Raw genomic sequence first — 17981 nt, 5'->3', positions numbered from 1 at the left:
GACTGCGCGATCGGTTCACGATGAATTTGTGCACGGGCCTCAGGTAGCAAGAAAGAGAGCTAAGCGAATTGACCTCTATCCCAGGAGACTGGACTGATTGCCCCATTGCGGTCGTTAGACGTCACTGGAGCGCCCGACCCATTGCAGCCATTGGAACAATGCCCTTGATGCGCCAGGACGTCGAAAGATAGCGGGCATTGGCAATGGCGCAGGCCGTCCATACGATGTCTGATGTAGTCCAGGGGAATTCAATGGAACGTGAACCAAACCTGATTATTTCAGGCGCGTCACAGCGCATAGTCGAGGAAGGTGTCTCTCTGAAAGTGGAGATCTACAAACTCGAAGGCGGAGATGGCTGGTCGCTGGAAGTAGTTACAGAGGACGGAACGTCCATTGTTTGGGGCGATCTCTTCGACGACGATCAGGCTGCACTCGAGGAAGCGGTAACAACTATTCACAAAGAAGGCGTTGCCGCCTTCGCTAACGGTGGGTCGAACGTCATTCCATTCAAAAGATAAAGCAAGCTCTAACGACTGATACTGTTGAAATAGTCTCTGTCGCGCACTGAGTGCCGGCCTCTTGGCAGCTATAATTCAAAAAGGCGGGGCTGAAAGCATGCTTGTTACACCAAATCTCTTCGTCTTGCTGGAGTGTTGCTCGCCGAAGATGCCTTCGGCTTTTTCAACAGTATCGACCCAAAGCGGTCGCCGGTGGGCTATAGGCAGATCGCCCAGAAGCGGTCGCTCGCCACCAAGGGCGTCCTCCACTCGACAGCCATTCGCTGGCAGACGAGTCCTCGGGTTTCAAGGCCTCTTAGACGGTACATCGCCGATCCAGGCTAGGCGTGTCGACGAACTCCTGTCCTTTGGCCTACGCTCGACGCGGTGAGCCTGCAGGCGCTCACCGACAGTGATGGGCAGATACCTTGAGGCACTCCCTGCGCGAACCGAAGCCGAAGGCGCACCGGATGAAAGTCCCTGACTTGCCGGAAGACTTTCCAGTGGTCGAACGGAAGGCCATTCGCCTGATCGTCCGCGACATCGAAGGAAGCGTCCTCTTACTCCACGCGCGCGATGTTACCGATCCGGAGCTTGGTCACTGGTGGGAGCTGCCAGGTGGGGGAATAGATGCCGGCGACACACCCGCGGATGCCGCGTTGCGCGAATTGCGGGAGGAGACGTGGTCGCCGACCGGGGCTACTACGCCCAGGCCATCATCGACCTGATCGAGACCCGCGGCGCCAAGGCCCACATCCCCAGCCAAATTAACGTCCGGGTCCGCCGATCCGTCGACCATCAGATCTACCGACAACGCAATCTTGTCGAACGCTTCTTCAACCGGCTCAAACACTTCCGAGCCATCGCGACACGATATCACAAGCTCGCAAGGAACTTCCTCGCCGCAATCGCCCTCGCGTCCACCAGGCTCTGGATCAAAAAATATGGGTCCACGACCTAGTCGGCCGTCAGTATGGCCGGTCGCCGAGCACCGTGCAGCGCCGCATCACCCGACGCTGGGTGGCAGGGTCGTAGCCGGTCGCCCGGTGCAGCAGGGCACGGTTGTCCCACACCATGCATTCGCGCGGCTGCCAGCGGTGCCGATAGACCAGGTGGTCGGGGGTCGCCAGGGCGTTGACCTCCTCGATCAGCGCCCTTCCCGCCTCGTAGTCCATGCCGTCGATCCACTCCGCGTGGTCGCCGAGGAATAGGGCCTTGCGACCGGTCTCGGGATGGGTGCGCACCATCGGGTGGTCGACCGGCGGCACCTCGGCCTTCTGCTTCTCGGTCATCGGCTCGTGGCCGTGCCGGCGGGTGCGCGAGAAGTCGAGGTTGTGGAACGCCCGCAGGCCGCCCAGCCGCGCCTTCCACTCGGGGCTGAGCCCGTCGTAGGCGGCGGCCATGTCGGCGAAGTGGGTCTCGCCGCCCTCCTCTGGCACGATCTCGGAATACATCATGGTGGCGTGGCCGGTGGTCGGCCGCCAGGACCCGTCGGTGTGCCAGTACATCGTCCCCTTGTCCGGGTGCCGTCCGTTCGGCCGCCCCTCGGCGTCGAGGTTGGTCAGCAGGTAGATCTCCGGGTGGTCGGGATAGCCGTGGTACTGGTTCATGACGTGCACCTGGACCTCGCCGAACCGGCGCGCGAACGCGACCTGCACGGACGGCGGCAGGTCGACGTCGCGGAACAGGATCAGCTTGCGGTCCAGGAACACCTTGTAGATCTCGGCGAACATCGCCTCGCCGACGGCGTCCTCGAGCGTGATGCCGACGATCTCGGCCCCGAAATCGGGGTGCAGCGGACGGACCTCGAACTTGCGGGCGGACCCGGATGCGGATCCTGCCTCGACGGCTGCAGCCATGGCTTCCTCCCACTGGTTCTTTCCCGGCTCTTGGCGTCAGCCTACTCCAGTGCGGCCGTGCCGCAAGGCGCGGCGAAGCGATGGGGCGAGGTCAGCCTCCTTCGAGCCGCGCCACGAGCAGCCGGGCGTTGTTGCGGGCGTGCTCGATGGCAAGTTGCTCGGCACGGCCGGGCTCGCCGTCGACGATTGCCTGCAGTATCGCCGCGTGGTCGTCCCACACCGCGTGCATAGGATGCTCGGTGCGCAGCGTCAGGGCGATCAGCCGGCGGATGTGGTGCCAGTACGAGGCCGCGGCCTCGTCCAGCAGGGGGTTGCCGGACAACTCGTAGATGAAGCTATGGAAGCGGACGTCGGCGGCCAGCCGGTCGGTCAGGACGCCTGATCGCAGCGCCGCTCGCCCCTGGTCGATAAGGCGCTGTCCGGTGGCGACGTCACCGGCGCTGCACGGCCTGCCCGCAGCCAACCGGGCGGCGCATGCGTCCAGCGCGCCTCGCACCTCGTAGAGTTGCCGCACGAAGACGGCCTCCACGGGAGCCACCTGGACGCCGCTGCGGCCGTGCTCATGCACCAGGCGCTGCCGCCGGAGCAGCTGCAGCGCCTGTTGCACTGGCTGCCGCGAGACCCCCAGGTTGCGTGCCAATTCTTCCTGGCGCAGCACGGTCCCTGGCTGCAGGCGGCAGTCGCAGATTGCCTCGAGCAGGTGGTTGTAGACCTGGTCAAGCAACGAGGGGGTGCCGGCGACCGGCGAGATCGGGATTCGGGTTGTCATGCGCGTATTCTGTATTCAGTATTCCGATTGTGCAAGCGGGAAACTGCCAAATCCCGCACCCCATCCTGGAGGAAACCATGCTGAAAACCCTTACCGCCGCAGCGATTGCCGAGTACGAGCGCGACGGCTTCTACTTTCCGATCCCGGTGCTCGGGGCCGAGGAGGTGCAGCGCTATCGGAGCGCCCTCGAAGCCTTCGAGCGGGACAACGGCGGTCCGCTGCGCGGCCCGATGATGTTCAAAACGCACCTGTTGTTCCGCTGGGTGGACGAACTGATCCGGCATCCGAAGGTGCTGGACGCGGTTGAGGACATCCTCGGGCCGAATCTTCTGGCCTGGAACACGCACTTTTTCATCAAGGAGCCCGGCGATGAGCGCTATGTGGCCTGGCACCAGGACCTGACCTACTGGAACCTGGACCCGGACGAGGCGCTGACGGCATGGATCGCACTATCCCCCAGCACGCCGAAGAGCGGCGCCATGCGGATGGTCCCTGGGACCCACACCCGCGAAGTCGTGCCGCATCTCGATACCTGGAAGAACGGCGCCATGCTGACCCGCGGCCAGGAGATCGCCGTCGAGGTCGACGAGGACAAGGCCATCGACGTGACCCTGCGGCCCGGTGAAATGTCGCTGCACCATCAGAAAATCTTCCATGCCTCGCCGGCCAACCGCGCCGACGACCGCCGGATCGGCTTGGCGATCCGCTACATCCCGACGCACGTGCGGCAGGTCGTCATCGACGATGACAGCGCCGCCCTGGTGCGCGGCACCGACGAGTACGGGCACTTCCAGCTCGAGCCGCGGCCGGAACGCGACATGGATCCCGCGCTGGTCGCCATGCAGGCGGAAGCGGCCGAGCGCCAGGCGAGGATCCTGTACCACGGCACCGACCGGCCGACCTTCCGGGCGGACATCTGACCGGCCACTCGGTCCCGACCGGCCACTCCGGTCGGGACTACGGCCTGTCGGACCGGGGCTACGTGACCTCGTAGGTCAGGCCGACAACGCCCTTCGGCCAGGCCCGGGTCTCGCGCAGCGCCAGCGGCAGCTCGGCCCCGTCGCCGACGAACAGCGGCACCCCCTCCCCCAGCAGCACCGGCATCAGGAACAGCTCGATCGTGTCGACCGCGCCCTGCGCGATGCAGGCCGCCGCCGACGCCGCGCCGCCGACGATCCAGACCCGAGCGCCGGACTGAACCGCAATCGGAAAGACCAGGGCCGAGATGCCGGCGATCAGCAGAACGAGACCACCAAGCAGCGGCAACCAGATATCCAACAAGATGAGCCAATCCGGTTCAGCACCCCGCCCGGCGAGAACCGAGCCTTGATGCTCTCCCATATCCGAACCGTCCTACCGGCTGAGAATGGCCATTCGGCAGCAGCGACCACGAAGTTCCAAGGCCGTCGCAGCGCGGACTAGGTATGGTAGATGCGGATTAGGTGAGAGCTAGCGGAGGGTGGGTCCGCCGGCCCACCTTGACGTCGGCCGACTGGTTCCTCATCCCAAAATGACCCCTATTCAGTACCGGCACTCGGAAATGCTTGGCTTGCCGCGACCTAAAGCGGACATCCGCACTCGATTGCAGACCACAGGTCTTCCCGCGCTGCCTTGGGACAGACGGAACTCCAAGGCATACTCGCAGGCTATTACTGGAGAAAGAGCGCCGCGTGGATCGCCTACAAGCCCTGCATCTGTTCGCCCGTATCGTCGAGCGCGGGACGATCTCCTCGGCCGCACGGTCCCTCGGCCTGTCGAAGACGTCGGCGTCGAAGCGTCTGCAGGATCTGGAAGCAGATCTGGACATCCGGCTGCTTAATCGCACGACCCGGCAGGTGTCGCCCACGGAGGCCGGGCGGGAACTCTACGATCGGATCGTCCCGATGATCCGGGACATGGACGCAATCCTCGAGAGGATCTCGGAACGAACCGAGGCTCCATCGGGTGTCCTGCGGGTCCTGGCACGCCGCTCATTCGGGATGCTGCATGTGGTTCCGACCCTGCCCTCCTTTCGGGAAGCTTATCCGGATGTGTCGGTCGACCTGCATCTGACCGAGACCGTCGAGATCGCGCCCTCGCACGAGGCCGATATCGCCATCCGTCTGGGACTGCCGGCGGAGAAGTCACTGGACTGGCAGCGTCTGACGACCGACCGCCGCATGCTGTGCGCAAGTCCCGGCTACTTCCTGCGGACAGCGCCGCCGACGACCCTCGACGATCTCTCATCGCACAACTGCCTCACCTATGGGCAGGAGACCGAACCGGCCGTCTGGGTATCGGAACAGCTCGGCAAAAGGCGTGACATCCACATCTCGGGCTCTCTGCGCTCCAACAGCGGCGAGGTGCTGCGCCAAGCCGCTCTGGACGGGCTCGGCCTGGCGCTGCTGCCGGAATGGATGGTCGCCTGGGATGTCGCGGCCGGAGGCCTTCAGACATGCCTTAAGGATATGCGGCTCTATCCGGCCGGCTACGGCGCCGAGATCTATGCCGTGTTTCGCCGGGATGCGCGGCTCCCCGGCAAAGTCCGGGCGTTTCTCGATCACCTGCAACGGCACCTGGCGACCCATCTCGACTGATTGTCCGGAAAATCGGGAAGAAATCTCCCATATTATCCTGCTATTCGGCCGATAGGTTCTGCGGCAGGGTCCCTTTAACCGGCAACGACAGGAGTTGGAGGATCCCGATGACAGCCATCACCCCCTTGCATCCGCTCTTCGCGGCCGAGGTCACAGGCCTCGATGTCTCCGCCCCGATCTCCGATGCTAAATTCTCCGAGATCGAGGCCGCGTTCCGTCGTCATTCCGTCCTGATCTTCCGGGACCAGCGGATCACGGACGCGCAGCAGATCGCGTTCAGCGAACGCTTCGGCGCGCTGGAGACGACGAAGGTCGGCACCGTCGGGGCGGGCAGCAAGCTGATCGTTCTGTCGAACATGGATGCCGGGGGGACCGTGGTGCCGCCGAGTGACCGCCAGGTGCTGAACAACCGTGCCAACCAACTGTGGCATGCGGACAGTTCCTTTAAGGCCGTGCCGGCCAAGGCGTCCATGCTCTCGGCTCGGATCATCCCGTCCAAGGGCGGCGATACCCAGTACATCAGCATGCGGGCTGTGTATCGCGCGCTGCCCGACCGGCTGAAGCGGGCGGCCGACGGCAAGGTGGTGATCCACGACTACGCCTATTCGCGCTCGAAGGTCGATCCGGCCCTGGTCACCGAGGAGGAGCGCGCCGCCGTGCCGCCGGTTCGTCAGGCCATGGTCATCGATCACGGTCCGGAGTTCGGCTGTTCCCTGTATCTCGGATCGCATGCCGCCCGGATCGAGGGACTGTCGGAGGGAGAGGGACGGGCGCTGATCGACGAACTGATGGCCTTCGCCACCGAGGAGCGTTTCGTCTATGCCCACAAGTGGCGGCCCCATGACCTAATCTTGTGGGACAATCGGTCGGTTATCCACCGCGCCACGCCATTCGAGGGTGCCTCGGAGAAGCGGATGATGGTGCGCACCACGATCGCCGGCGACGCGCCGACGCTGACGGCGGCGGCATGAATCTGGATGCCGACTACGTCATCGTCGGGGCCGGCACGGCGGGATGCGTGCTGGCCAACCGCCTGAGCGCCGACCCCAGCATCCGCGTGCTCCTGCTGGAAGCCGGCGGGAGCGACCGGCACCCCTATGTCCAGGCGCCGGTCGGCTTCCTGAAGACATTTCAGGATCCGCGGTTCAACTGGTGCTTCTCGACGGCACCCGGCGACGGCGTGGACGGCCGGTCGATATTCTTTCCGCGGGGCAGGCTGCTCGGCGGCTCGAGCTCAATCAACGGGCATCTCTATGTGCGCGGTCAGGCGCGCGACTTCGATACCTGGGCTCAGCTCGGTAATCGCGGCTGGAGCCATGAGGACGTGCTGCCCTATTTCCGTAGGGCCGAGGATCGGTCCGGTGGGGCGGACGCCTATCATGGCGCCGGCGGCCCACAGCATGTCTCCGACATCCACGAGCGCCACCCGATCTGTGAGGCGTTCCTGGACGGAGCCGAAAGCCTGGGGGTGCCACGGAACCCCGATTACAACGGCGCCCGTCAGGAAGGGGTGGCCTATTACCAGCGTACGATCCGAAACGGAAAACGGCATAGTGCTGCCAGCGGCTTCCTGCACCCGATCCGGCACCGCCCGAACCTCGAGGTCGTCACTGGGGCGGCGGTCGACCAGATCCTGTTCGACGGCAAGCGGGCCGTCGGCCTGCGTCTGCGACAACATGGCGCTGCTCTGACGGCGACGGCCCGACGGGAGGTGATCCTGGCGGCCGGTGCGGTCGGCAGTCCCCACCTGCTTCAGGTCTCGGGCATCGGAGACCCCGACCATCTGCGCGGGATCGGGGTAGAGGTTCGGCACGCGCTGCCCTCGGTCGGTCGCGGCCTGCAGGACCACTACGCCGTGCGCGTGGTTCATCGCGTGACCCGCCCGATCACCCTGAACGAGCGGGCTCGGGGACCGCGGCTTCTCTGGGAGATCGGCAAATGGCTCGCGACCGGGACGGGGCTGCTCGCCTTCAGTCCGGCCCATGTGGGTGCCTTTCTTCGGTCCACGGACGATCTCGATGACCCGGACCTGCAGTTCGTCTTCACCCCGGCCAGCTATTCCGATGGCGTCGTCGGTCAGCTCCAGCGCGTCCCGGGCATGACCCTCGGCGTCTGGCAGATGCGGCCGCACAGCACGGGGCATGTGAGAGCGCTGTCCGCCGACGTAACGGATGCCCCCGAGATCCAGCCGAACTACCTGACCGACCCGGCAGATCAACATGCGATCGTCCAGGGCCTGAAATGGTGCCGTAGACTGTTCGCCAGCGACGCGCTGGCTGCGTTCCGGGGCCCCGAGACGTTGCCGGGCGCGGACATACGCACCGATGACGAATTGCTCGCCTTCGCCCGGGCCAAGGGGGCGACCGTCTATCACGCGGTCAGCACCTGCCGGATGGGCACCGATCCCGATGCGGTGGTTGACCCGGATCTTCGGGTCAGGGGGCTCGTCGGGCTGCGGGTTGTCGATGCTTCGGTCATGCCGACCATGGTGTCGGCCAACACCAATGCAGCGACCATGATGATCGCCGAGAAGGCTTCTGACCTGATCCTGAACAACACCCCCCAGCCGTGAGCCGAGAGGAGACGCCCCAATGATCGAGATCAGGAACCATGCCCTTGAGCGCCTGCGGGCGGGCGAGCTGTCGCTCGGCGTCGGCCTGCGCCAGGCGCGCACCGTCGATATCGGCAAGGCGATGAAGACGGCCGGCTTCGACTGGCTGTTCATCGACATGGAACACAACGCCATGGATGTCGACATGGCGGTGCAGATCAGCATTGCGGCGCAGGATGCCGGGATCACACCGATCGTGCGGGTTCCCGGCTTCCAGCACTTCCATGCCACCCGGGTGCTCGACGGCGGCGCCCAGGGCATCGTCGTGCCCCATGTGGACGATCCGGAGACCGCGGCGCAGATGGTATCCAACGTGCGCTACCCGCCGCTCGGGCACCGGTCGGTAACCGGCGCCCTGCCGCAGCTCAACTTCGTCTCCCATCCCATGGCCGAGACCGCGGAAGCGGTCAACCGGGAGACCCTGCTCGTGCTTATGCTGGAGACACCGACAGCGATCGCCAATGCCGACGCCATCGCCGCCGTGCCGGGCGTCGATGCCCTGCTGATCGGCACCAGCGACCTGACGATGGAGATGGGAATCCCCGGGCAGTTCGATCACCCGGACGTCATCGCAGCTTACGATACGATGATCGCGGCGTGCCGTCGGCATGGAAAGCATCCGGGCATGGGTGGTGTCTACGATCCGGCCGTCATGCAGCGCTACATCTCGATGGGCGCGCGCCTGATCCTGTCCGGCAACGACTTCGCATTCCTGATGGCCGGCGCTCGAGCGCAGGCGTCAGCCGTAAGGGCGATGAGCTGAAATCGAAGAACCGGCCCGGTTCCGGCTTGTCTGAGGAGGTACACACCCTATACGACCGCGATGGAAAGAGACCTGGACGCTGCACACTCTCGTTGGGGTGGTGATCGTCGACTCCGGATCGGGCGAACGAACAACGAATGACTCTGCCGGCGTTGCGTCCCAGACGCCTTGCCCAGCCAGATTGTCACTCCTTAGCGCGGTTCAGCGCACGTTCAACGATCCATCCCCCAACAATCGCCACATCCCGCTTGAAATCTTCAGGCAGTTTGACTCTTCATATAAATATCTCCTCAGCATATTTTTTTGAGAATATTTTATTTACGAATCCAAAAGCATTTCAGATCGACAGTTTGAAGCATCATGCGGATTCATCGTGTAGAAATCCAGCTTTACTTCTTGCAGCGCTTGCAAGCTTCGAACGTCAGGGATGCGATCAACGGCCACGCGCACATTGTGATGGCGCAACTGCTCGAAAAGCATGGTGACGGCGCTCAAATCGCGCCGAAGCATGAACCGGAGATCGGAAAAGTCGAAGGTGGCGAGCGACACTCGGGACTCGGCCAGGTTGATGTTTCCAAGGGTCGGTTGCGTCAGGCGAAGCGCGGTGTACCGGCTGTAATTGCGGAGCAGCCGCAATATTTCCGCGATTCGCCCGTGGTGCAGATCAGTTGGGATTTCCTGCACGTCTATGACCATCGCCTGAGCAGGCTTGCCTATCGCGCTGCTGAAGAGATTGTAATAGGCGCGCGCCGATTGAGGGTTTGCAAGCGTCTCAAAGTTCACGCCGACGACCGTTACCGGCATCGTCTCCGTGTCCACCTGATACATATGCTCCAGAACCGCTCCCAGCAGCATCATGTCGAGCTGTTCGACCAGCTTCGGCGCATTCCCGTAGACATGCCGTAGCCGTTGGGCGTCCGCCTCGCTATTTGCGTCAAACATGGCGCGTTGAATGGGTACGCGTTTGCCGTCGACCGATCTCACACCACTGAACTGTACCGTGTGCCGTTCGGCCAGCGACCTGAGCAGGGACGACGCATTCATCCTCAGTTGAGCCGACGCACTCGCGATCTTGTCCTTGATCAGGCCGACGACGTCGGGAATTTCGTCGATTTCTTCGGCCGGAATTTCGATCTCGTACGTCGCCGATCTGACGCCGGACATGCGCTCACGGGTGTCGGCATCGAGCTTGAACTCGGCCAGTTGGTCGGTCGCGTCCTCACCGAGCAGGGCTTCTCGGATTTCCTGGCCAAGCGCAGTGGCCTTAAACCAAGCCTGTTCGTTGCTCAGCTTGGCGAAGCAGACAATGTAGTTGCCCTCGGCGTCGCGGCGAAACACATCCTCGTCGCAGAGGCGCGACTTCAGGATCGAGTCGGCGATGCTGTAAACCCTTGAGGCAAGTCTCTCCCATCGGACGCCGAGCGACACCCGGACCTCTTCAAGACCGATCATTTCCAAACGTCCGGCGCTGAACTTGCCCCCCGCGCCGGCGACCATCGCGTGGACTTCCGCCATGGTCGATTGCTTGGCTGGTCGCTTCGCCTCTGTTCCGCTGTCGACGCGCGACAGCAGAACGAGAACGCTGACGTAGTCGGCCGATGGTCGGATGATCGAGAATTTCGCGTTGAGGCGGATGTCCCGGCCTTCGGTAGTCTGAGCGAGAAGGCTGACGGACCATGGCGCGGCGGCGGTCTCGATTGCCTCCTGAATGTTGCATACGAGCTGGCCGTCCGGGTGGCCGGTATGGAATCTGTCGGTGAACTTCCCGCCTTCTATGGATCCGGCGGTGCTGTCGAGCAGTTCGCACAGCTTCTGGTTGGCAACTTCAACCGTTCCCGATGCGTCGACAATGACCAGCGGTGCCTCGATCGTTGAAATCACCTGGTGAAGCTGTTGCTTCGTTTTCAAGGATGCAGTGGACATTTCTTGTCCTTTCGTCAGGCCGGTTGTCGATGGAGGTGTGCCCGATCTGCGCCGGTCGTGACCCATGCAGTCAGCCCTGCATGCCGGCGGATAGGATCGGTGCAAATCGGTGTCAGCCGAGACGTACCGTCCAACCGCCGGAATGGATTGGCGTTCGGGTCACGGGCGGGCTTCGCCGCGTCGGCGTCTCTTGCGAGCAATGTGCCCACGACCATCCTCAGGCAGGGGCGAACGTAGGCCATCTCACGTCTCGCCGGCCGGGCAGGAAGTACGCGCCGGCAAGATGGCTGCGACCGCAGTGCCGCATCCGGGATGGCTGTCGATGCGCAGGTCCCCGCCGTGCAGCCGAACCAGGCGCATTGCCAGCGGCAGTCCCAGACCGACGCCCCCGTGCCGGCGCGTCAACGATCCTTCGATCATTCGGAACGGCTGCAGTGCGGCGGTGACCTGATCGGGGGTCATGCCAATACCGGTATCGGTCACCTTGAAGACGACGGTGGAATCTTCGCTGTTGGCGCCGATGCTGACCCGGCCCCCCTGTTCGGTAAACTTGATGGCGTTCGACAGCAAGTTGAGGAGCGCCTGCCTGAGCCTGGCCGGGTCCGCCGCGACGGTACGGGCGGTCGACGGTCGCACCACCAGTTCAACCTCGGCGGCCTCAGCCTGCGCGGAGACCAAACGGGCACAGTCCTCGACGATCGACCTCGGCTGGACGTCGCGCAATTGCAGGCCTAGCTGGCCTGAGGCAAGCTGGGAAAGGTCGAGGATGGCGTCGACAATCGCCAGCAGCTGCTCCCCGCCGCTGTGGATATGGCTGAGGTAGTCGACGTATCGCCGGTCACCCAACGGGCCATAGACCTCGCTCAGGATCAGTCCGGCGAAGCCGATCACGGCATTGAGTGGCGTGCGCAACTCGTGGCTGATGTTCGCCAGGAATTCGGTCTCGGCGCGAGCCATGGTCTCGGCCTGAGTTTGGTCAGCAGCCAGCGGCGCCTCGCTCGTGTTGGCCATGGTCGGCCTGGTGTCGCCGGACCTGTCCCGCCCGATCGCGATTCCAAGAACCATGGCCGAGAGTACGGCCAGGACCAGGAATGCGGCGGCGATCAGCCGATGCTGCGCGAGCGCCTGAAAATCGTCGCCGGCCGGACCGACGAACGCCGCAACGAGCGCCGCGAAGGTCGCGGTGACCGTAGCGAGCGTGATCGTGACGCGCACCAGCCTAGGCATCGCGATACCCCCTGGCGGCGACGGCGACAACGCCCGACACCTCGCAGATCGACGCGCCCTTCGTCACGGCATGCGGCATGATCGCGCCGCGACCGGACATGACGACACCGACAGGGGCCTTGCCTGTGCCGTGTCCGCCGTGGATCTGAAAGAAATTGCGCCGCATCGTTAACCTCCGCCAAGGCACGAGGAATTGGGAAAGCAGCGCGGTGAAACAACCTTGTAAGAATACGAGGAAACGCCCATACTCGTAGTAATACTGGGGTCCCGATTTACTTGTGTCGGATGAAGACCTCGCGGTCACTAAACGCGTCCAGAAACACTGGTCTACGCCGCCGCAATGGCATTCCGGTGCTGACGCCGGGAGGGCTTGATGTCCCATACCGCCCCGACCGCGCATATCAAGGGCGAAGCCGCCGAACGGAGGCAGGTCAAGCTGCGTTCCGGCACGTCTGCAGAGATCGGTCAGCCACTGCGGCAGAGCGGCATCCGTGTGGTGGGCGAAGTTCCGTGGGGCGCCCATATCTGCATTTTCTATGAGACCAAGGACGATTTGCTCGACACTGCGGCGGCCTATTTCAAGGCCGGCCTGGCAAGCGACGAATTCTGTGTCTGGGCGATCTCGGACCCGATCACAGAGGCCGATGCCAAGGGCGCGCTAAGCCGCGCCATCCCCGACCTGAAGGCCGATTTCGCCGCCGGGCGGATAGAGATCATCCAGGGGACCGACTGGTATCTGCACGGCAACGAGTTCGATCTGCAACGGATCACCGGCGGCTGGAGCGAAAAGCTGCGTGGCGCGCTGGCCAAGGGCTTCGACGGCATGCGGGTGAGCGGCAACGCGTTCTGGATCGAGTCCAATCACTGGCAGGCGTTCTGCGAATACGAACGCGAACTCGACCGGTCGCTTGTCGGACAGCGGATGGTCGTGCTTTGCACCTACTCGCTGCAGGTGAGCCGTGCGGTCGACCTGCTAGACGTGGCGCGTGCGCATAATTGCTGCACCGCCCGCCGCAATGGCGACTGGGAGTTCCTGGCTACGCCGGAGTTGCGGCAGGCCAAGCAGGAGATCGGAAGGCTGCAGGACGCGCTCGGCGTCTTATCCAAACCGTTCTCAGGCCACGAATTGCTGACACCGCGCGAGCGTGTCGCCTTGGCGCAGATCGTACGCGGCGCCTCCAGCAAGGAGGCGGCGCGCATGCTCGGTATCAGCCCACGCACCGTCGAGTTCCACAGGGCCAACGTGATGCGCAAGCTTGGGGCCAGGAACACCGCCGACCTCGTGCGCCGGGTGCTAGGCGCAGTAGAGTGACCCGCTCTGACTGAGCTAGATGTTTAGTCCCAGCATGTGATGGTACGAGTTCTTCAACCATCGACCCAAAGCGGTCACCGAACGCCACAACCCCGTTTGCTCAAAAGCGGCCGCTCGCGCACGTTTAGGAGTACTTCACAGCAGCAGGTGGCATCCATCCATTTCTAGAATAAAATGTGAGGTTCAGATCAAGTACCCTATCCCTATCAAGGGACCCATTTTGCACGAGCGAGAAACGTCGATTGATCGATATTAATAATCAGCGAACTGATTTCTCTGAGTGTCCGCCTGCACTAGAAGTTAGATATAATCTCCATCGAAATCTGAAAGGTCAATCAAATGACTTCGAAGGGTGATCAACAGATAAGCGCTATCAGAAAAGATCCCTTGACTCCCGTCAAAACTCTTTCAGACCTGACCCAAACATATCTTGAATTTTTGATGCAATCTCAGTCGCTTTTCGGAGGTGGAGACATTGCCGTATTAGGACGATGGAAGCGTAATCTGAGGTCCGCCGCTTTCGCAACATCTATGCTTTTCATATTTGATCAAGATCAAAAACCAATCATTCGAAAAATTCTTGTAATTTTGCCGCCCGGTAGTGATTCACGATCGAAGGACGGTCGATTTTTTGAGTTAATCGAGACCTCATTCCATGAAATAACAAATCGCTCGTTGGATAACCCATTAACAGAGGGAGAGAGAACGGTCCTTCGAAAGCGTATTGAAGTTATCGTTTCACCTCACGCCGGTTCAGAATCTCTTATTGACCTAGTCCACGGTCTATCAGATGGCACAGCAGTGATTATTGAGGAGGCGAATGCTTATAGATTCCGAGATAATCGTGCGAGAACTTCTACGGAAACCGTCCGGATCGGCGAGGATATATGGATTCCAGAGGTCCATCTCCTCGCCCAAAGCCTTGCTACAAAATTTGCTGACAGAGCTCTGTATTTTCTTCTGGATGTGCATGAGGTAGAGCCTGTACGCTCCCAATCCTTGGATCTGCTCTGCTCAATCGACAACTGCGGCGTATTCACAGTACCAGACGAGGCTGATCCTGATGCGATCTTAGTCCAACATCTCGCCCAGTGGGATGAATGGATTGCAGAGAACCGGGTCGGACGCGTTCTTCAAGAGATAGACGGCCTTACTGGACTCTCAGACGACAATAAGGCATTGCTTCGAGTGCAGGTCATGGACCGCGCTGGTATGCGACTAGAGGCGCTCGCAATTGTCCGCGAAATTCAAAAAACGACGAAGGACATTTCAGCGTTCATCCGCGTCAAACTCGCAGCTATCGCGGCTCGGGGGGGCGCCAACCGAACCGCAAGGGAACTTCTAGTAGCAGCTATAGAAACTTTAAAAGAACTCGAACCCCTAGAGCTTGCTCTCCACGTTTCGGACGAAATTGATGCACCCGACATTGGGGCTCAATTAGCAAATATTCTCCAGGAACGTTATCCAGACAGCGTTGGGCTTCGGGCTTATCGTGAACGTGATCTACTCATTAAGAAAAATTTTTCCGCTCTAGCCTTGATGCTAAAAGATAATTCGGATCGAAAAGAGTCCAAGAACTTATACGAAATATTGTCAAAGTATATTGATGATAACATAATTTATACAGGAACAGAAACACCTTCATCTGCAATTCCTGACTATGACTCAATGATAGCAGATGCAGGTGACGACGTTTCACTGAGAGTGAACGTTACCCTTTCAGCAATAGACGATGCAATGGATCGTGGGCTACCTGAGGTTTCTCAGCGATTACTATCGTTAATTTACGCAATTGATACACCGAATGCAAAAATAGAGTGGAGAATATATTTAGCACTCACGAGGTTGCTTAAGTTAATTTTTCTATCCCGTGATCCCGGACGCGACCTCTTGAGCGATTTTATCGGCGTAGACGGGCAACTTAGTTGGATGATTCATTATCTAGCCCGTCGTCCAACAGAACCATTTCTGCGGGTTCGAATGGAACGTGCTCTTAATCCCAGCATCTCTGGAGGCGCCGGGTTAGTTCTTATTGCGCGAGTTGCGCTGGAACTAGCGAGTCGACCCGTGGAGGTTAAGCAGCGTGTAGTTCTGAAACCAAACGGCCTCAAATGGCTTAGCCAGAATAAGAACACAATAACCTCACTAATGGAACACGCCGAACGTGAACATATGGTGATGGTAGGCAGGTTTTGTTTGCCAGAGGATGCATTGCCGGCTCCACCAGATTACATATTCTCAGGACTTATTGAATATATTCAAAATGCTCCGATTGCCGATTCGGAAGATATCAATGCGTTACTCACACAGCTAGCGCTTGCAATGGCGATTGCTAAACACACCAGCTATCAAGACTATGATTTAGTCGCGCTTCGTTTGGCTACGGAAAGAATGGTGGGGGCCGGGTTTCAGCAGGAGGCCCGCGATCTGGTCGAAGAGGCTCTTCTGGGGTCTGCTGAATCGCCTCATCGCAGGCGACTCGCTTGGTTCACGATGGCGGATGTTTATCAGCGTTGCCGCAACCCCGGTGAAGCATTGATTGCACTCGCGTGCTGCTTTGCTGCATCCGGCCAAGCGCATCATGACCACATATACTGGGAGCGTTTGTGCCTCGTACGAATTCTCCGAGACATAGGGCTATTCGATCTTGCCCGCAGCGGCATTGAACAATTGCGGAAATTCGAGGATGAGGAGCCCATTAGCGACCATCTAAGAATCGTCATCGATACGATGGACCTCCAAGTCGATATCTTGGCCCACAAACATGAACAGAAACCCGAAAAATCTCTTGAAACCCTATTTGATCGAGCGATCATCCTAGCTGAAAGAGTTATTGAGGCCAACGAACAGCCCGAGCCCATTGCGTCACTTCTGCAAAGCTTAAAGTACCATGCCGAGGAAACGGGTGATCCGGTTCCTGATTCAGCGCTGCTATTGTTATCTCGATTGATGCCGTTGTCGGACCCGGGCCTTGCACGGATTCTTCGAGCCCAGAATGAGAAAGCAACAGCGAACGATCTTTTGGCAATGCTTCCGAGAGGTAGGGCAACTCGATATTCGGAGGACGTGGGGTTTGAAGGACGGGACGTGGCAATTCTTGCTGGACAACTCCTCGCACGTGACGAATTTTTGTCCTCACCTGATGACGTCAGTTTTGCGTTAGAGGTACTGGCGGATAGAGGGGTAGCCATTCCAAGCTGGGATGAAGCGGCAACACCTCCTCCGAGGCCAACTATTGTATCAGAAGTTGGGGAATCTGCGCGTCGAATATCCGAGAAAGGTATTTCTGTTGTACAGCTTGGATGGGACGCCCGCGGGCGGATGGTCCGACTGTATTCCTCGGAAGGCTCCATAGGCCCCGCAGAGCGCGAGCCGAGTGAATTAATTTCGGAAGAACGGTACAACGAGTGGAAAGAGCGATTTCCGTATGCCTACGGCGTCGAAGATGATGACCCAAATATTTTTTATACGAGCACTATGGGGCTACAAATCAGTCCACTGCCAAGTGGACCGATTGTCATTGTCGGTGATGTCGACTTTCAGTCTTTTCCCGTCAATCTGCTTTTCTCAAATAACAATTTTGCTGGTCGAATGCATCCAATAGCGGCTGCCCCGTCGCTGTCATGGCTTGCACATGCAGTTCAGATCGAAGCAATTGGGGATGGAAGACGATGCGCCTGGATCTCGTCGTCTCCTACTAGCTCGATAGTCAGCGACAGTGAATCTAGCGTACGGGCTAACACTCTCGACATGCTAGCTGAGCGCTTGACGCCAACTCTAGAGAAGTTTGGGATTGAATTTGATCAGAGAGCCGTCTTGCCAGAGGATTTTTCTGGGGCCGAACTGGTGGTGATTGCGGCGCACGGCGGAGTGCATCTGGAACATCAGTATTTTCAGGTTGTAGCTGATGAAGAGAATCTGAGAGTCAGTGCACAGGACTTGGCCAACTCCCTACGAAATATTGGTGTTGCAATCCTATTTGTGTGTAGTGGTGGTAGGTCTGATCGTTACCCTGGGGCAAACACGATACTTGGATTGGCCAAACAAGTTCTAGATCGGGGCTGCTTGGCGGTGATTGCTTCACCGTGGCCTCTCGACGCTCGGGTTCCGTCGCACTGGTTGCCAGTGTTCCTTGAGGCTTGGGATCAAGGAATATCATTGATCGATGCAACCTTTCGGGCGAATTCCGCTGTGGATGCCGCTTTCGGACTGAACCCAGCGCACGGGCTGGCGATGTCTGTCTTCGGGAATCCAATTTTGAGAAAGTCCGATCGATAGAACGGCCACAGCTGAAAATGTTGATCAGGCATATCAATCCCATGCCCACAAGCTGGGATATCAACACTTCGCACTGACGGCCGCTTCCCGCCCATCACTCCCGATCGTGCTTCGCGTGGCAAATGTCGGCTCCCACTGGCATCTGCAGCACAGCGACAACAAGCTC

16 protein-coding genes are annotated in these 17981 nt (G+C 60.3%); 10 read left to right on the top strand and 6 right to left on the bottom strand.

The annotated features are described in order from the left end of the window. Window positions 1–251: 251 nt before the first annotated feature. From BLS34_RS18010 to BLS34_RS18000, 3 genes are all read left to right on the top strand, one after another. Window positions 252–518: a hypothetical protein gene (locus BLS34_RS18010; RefSeq protein WP_175474285.1), complete on the top strand. Its 267-nt coding sequence runs from the start codon at window positions 252–254 to the stop codon at window positions 516–518. A 449-nt stretch (window positions 519–967) separates the two neighbouring features. Next, window positions 968–1225 (top strand): NUDIX domain-containing protein, encoded by a 258-nt coding sequence (locus BLS34_RS26755; RefSeq protein WP_425441454.1) that lies wholly within the window; start codon window positions 968–970, stop codon window positions 1223–1225. Further along, entirely contained in the window at window positions 1180–1458 is a 279-nt protein-coding gene (locus BLS34_RS18000) for a transposase (protein ID WP_175474284.1), read from the top strand. Before BLS34_RS26755 ends, BLS34_RS18000 begins: the two co-directional genes overlap by 46 nt. A 7-nt stretch (window positions 1459–1465) precedes the next feature. On the opposite strand, the gene BLS34_RS17995 is transcribed toward BLS34_RS18000, so the two are convergent. Next, window positions 1466–2356 carry a TauD/TfdA dioxygenase family protein gene (locus BLS34_RS17995; RefSeq protein WP_093152522.1) on the bottom strand — a complete coding sequence of 297 codons (891 nt, stop codon included), beginning with the start codon at window positions 2354–2356 and terminating at the stop codon, window positions 1466–1468. A 91-nt stretch (window positions 2357–2447) separates the two neighbouring features. After that, window positions 2448–3125, bottom strand: a complete 678-nt coding sequence (locus BLS34_RS17990) for a GntR family transcriptional regulator (protein ID WP_093152519.1) — start codon at window positions 3123–3125, stop codon at window positions 2448–2450. A 77-nt stretch (window positions 3126–3202) separates the two neighbouring features. On the opposite strand from BLS34_RS17990, the gene BLS34_RS17985 reads away from it, so the two are divergent. Then, complete coding sequence (locus BLS34_RS17985) at window positions 3203–4045, top strand: phytanoyl-CoA dioxygenase family protein (RefSeq protein ID WP_093152516.1); 843 nt, start codon at window positions 3203–3205, stop codon at window positions 4043–4045. A gap of 58 nt (window positions 4046–4103) precedes the next feature. On the opposite strand, the gene BLS34_RS17980 is transcribed toward BLS34_RS17985, so the two are convergent. Beyond that, window positions 4104–4391: a dihydrofolate reductase family protein gene (locus tag BLS34_RS17980; protein ID WP_175474283.1), complete on the bottom strand. Its 288-nt coding sequence runs from the start codon at window positions 4389–4391 to the stop codon at window positions 4104–4106. Window positions 4392–4795: 404 nt separating this feature from the next. Between BLS34_RS17980 and BLS34_RS17975 the strand changes: the two genes are divergently transcribed. The 4 genes from BLS34_RS17975 to BLS34_RS17960 all read left to right on the top strand — a co-directional run bounded on the left by BLS34_RS17975 (window position 4796) and on the right by BLS34_RS17960 (window position 9075). Further along, window positions 4796–5701, top strand: coding sequence for a LysR family transcriptional regulator (locus BLS34_RS17975; protein WP_175474282.1), 906 nt, complete (start codon window positions 4796–4798; stop codon window positions 5699–5701). A gap of 107 nt (window positions 5702–5808) precedes the next feature. Continuing rightward, window positions 5809–6672 (top strand): TauD/TfdA dioxygenase family protein, encoded by an 864-nt coding sequence (locus BLS34_RS17970; protein ID WP_093152508.1) that lies wholly within the window; start codon window positions 5809–5811, stop codon window positions 6670–6672. Further along, window positions 6669–8273, top strand: a complete 1605-nt coding sequence (locus BLS34_RS17965; RefSeq protein WP_093152505.1) for a GMC family oxidoreductase — start codon at window positions 6669–6671, stop codon at window positions 8271–8273. Before BLS34_RS17970 ends, BLS34_RS17965 begins: the two co-directional genes overlap by 4 nt. Window positions 8274–8292: 19 nt before the next feature. Beyond that, window positions 8293–9075, top strand: coding sequence for an HpcH/HpaI aldolase family protein (locus BLS34_RS17960; protein ID WP_093152503.1), 783 nt, complete (start codon window positions 8293–8295; stop codon window positions 9073–9075). A 318-nt stretch (window positions 9076–9393) separates the two neighbouring features. On the opposite strand, the gene BLS34_RS17955 is transcribed toward BLS34_RS17960, so the two are convergent. The 3 genes from BLS34_RS17955 to BLS34_RS25960 all read right to left on the bottom strand — a co-directional run bounded on the left by BLS34_RS17955 (window position 9394) and on the right by BLS34_RS25960 (window position 12391). Beyond that, on the bottom strand, window positions 9394–10998 hold the full coding sequence (locus BLS34_RS17955; RefSeq protein WP_093152500.1) for a nitrogen regulation protein NR(II): 1605 nt from the start codon (window positions 10996–10998) through the stop codon (window positions 9394–9396). 243 nt (window positions 10999–11241) lie between these two features. Further along, window positions 11242–12213 carry a sensor histidine kinase gene (locus tag BLS34_RS17950; protein ID WP_175474281.1) on the bottom strand — a complete coding sequence of 324 codons (972 nt, stop codon included), beginning with the start codon at window positions 12211–12213 and terminating at the stop codon, window positions 11242–11244. A gap of 4 nt (window positions 12214–12217) precedes the next feature. Then, window positions 12218–12391 (bottom strand): hypothetical protein, encoded by a 174-nt coding sequence (locus BLS34_RS25960; RefSeq protein ID WP_175474280.1) that lies wholly within the window; start codon window positions 12389–12391, stop codon window positions 12218–12220. 207 nt (window positions 12392–12598) lie between these two features. Between BLS34_RS25960 and BLS34_RS25955 the strand changes: the two genes are divergently transcribed. Together BLS34_RS25955 and BLS34_RS17940 are read left to right on the top strand one after the other, a co-directional pair. After that, on the top strand, window positions 12599–13537 hold the full coding sequence (locus BLS34_RS25955) for an MEDS domain-containing protein (protein ID WP_215906150.1): 939 nt from the start codon (window positions 12599–12601) through the stop codon (window positions 13535–13537). Between the two features lie 339 nt (window positions 13538–13876). After that, window positions 13877–17815 (top strand): CHAT domain-containing protein, encoded by a 3939-nt coding sequence (locus BLS34_RS17940; protein ID WP_093152556.1) that lies wholly within the window; start codon window positions 13877–13879, stop codon window positions 17813–17815. The last annotated feature ends 166 nt before the right edge of the window (window positions 17816–17981 follow it).

This window comes from Thalassobaculum litoreum DSM 18839 (assembly GCF_900102465.1).
Taxonomy (GTDB): Bacteria; Pseudomonadota; Alphaproteobacteria; order Thalassobaculales; family Thalassobaculaceae; genus Thalassobaculum; species Thalassobaculum litoreum.
Note: the sequence above shows the minus strand (reverse complement) of the source record. Positions and strands in the feature narration are given on the sequence as shown.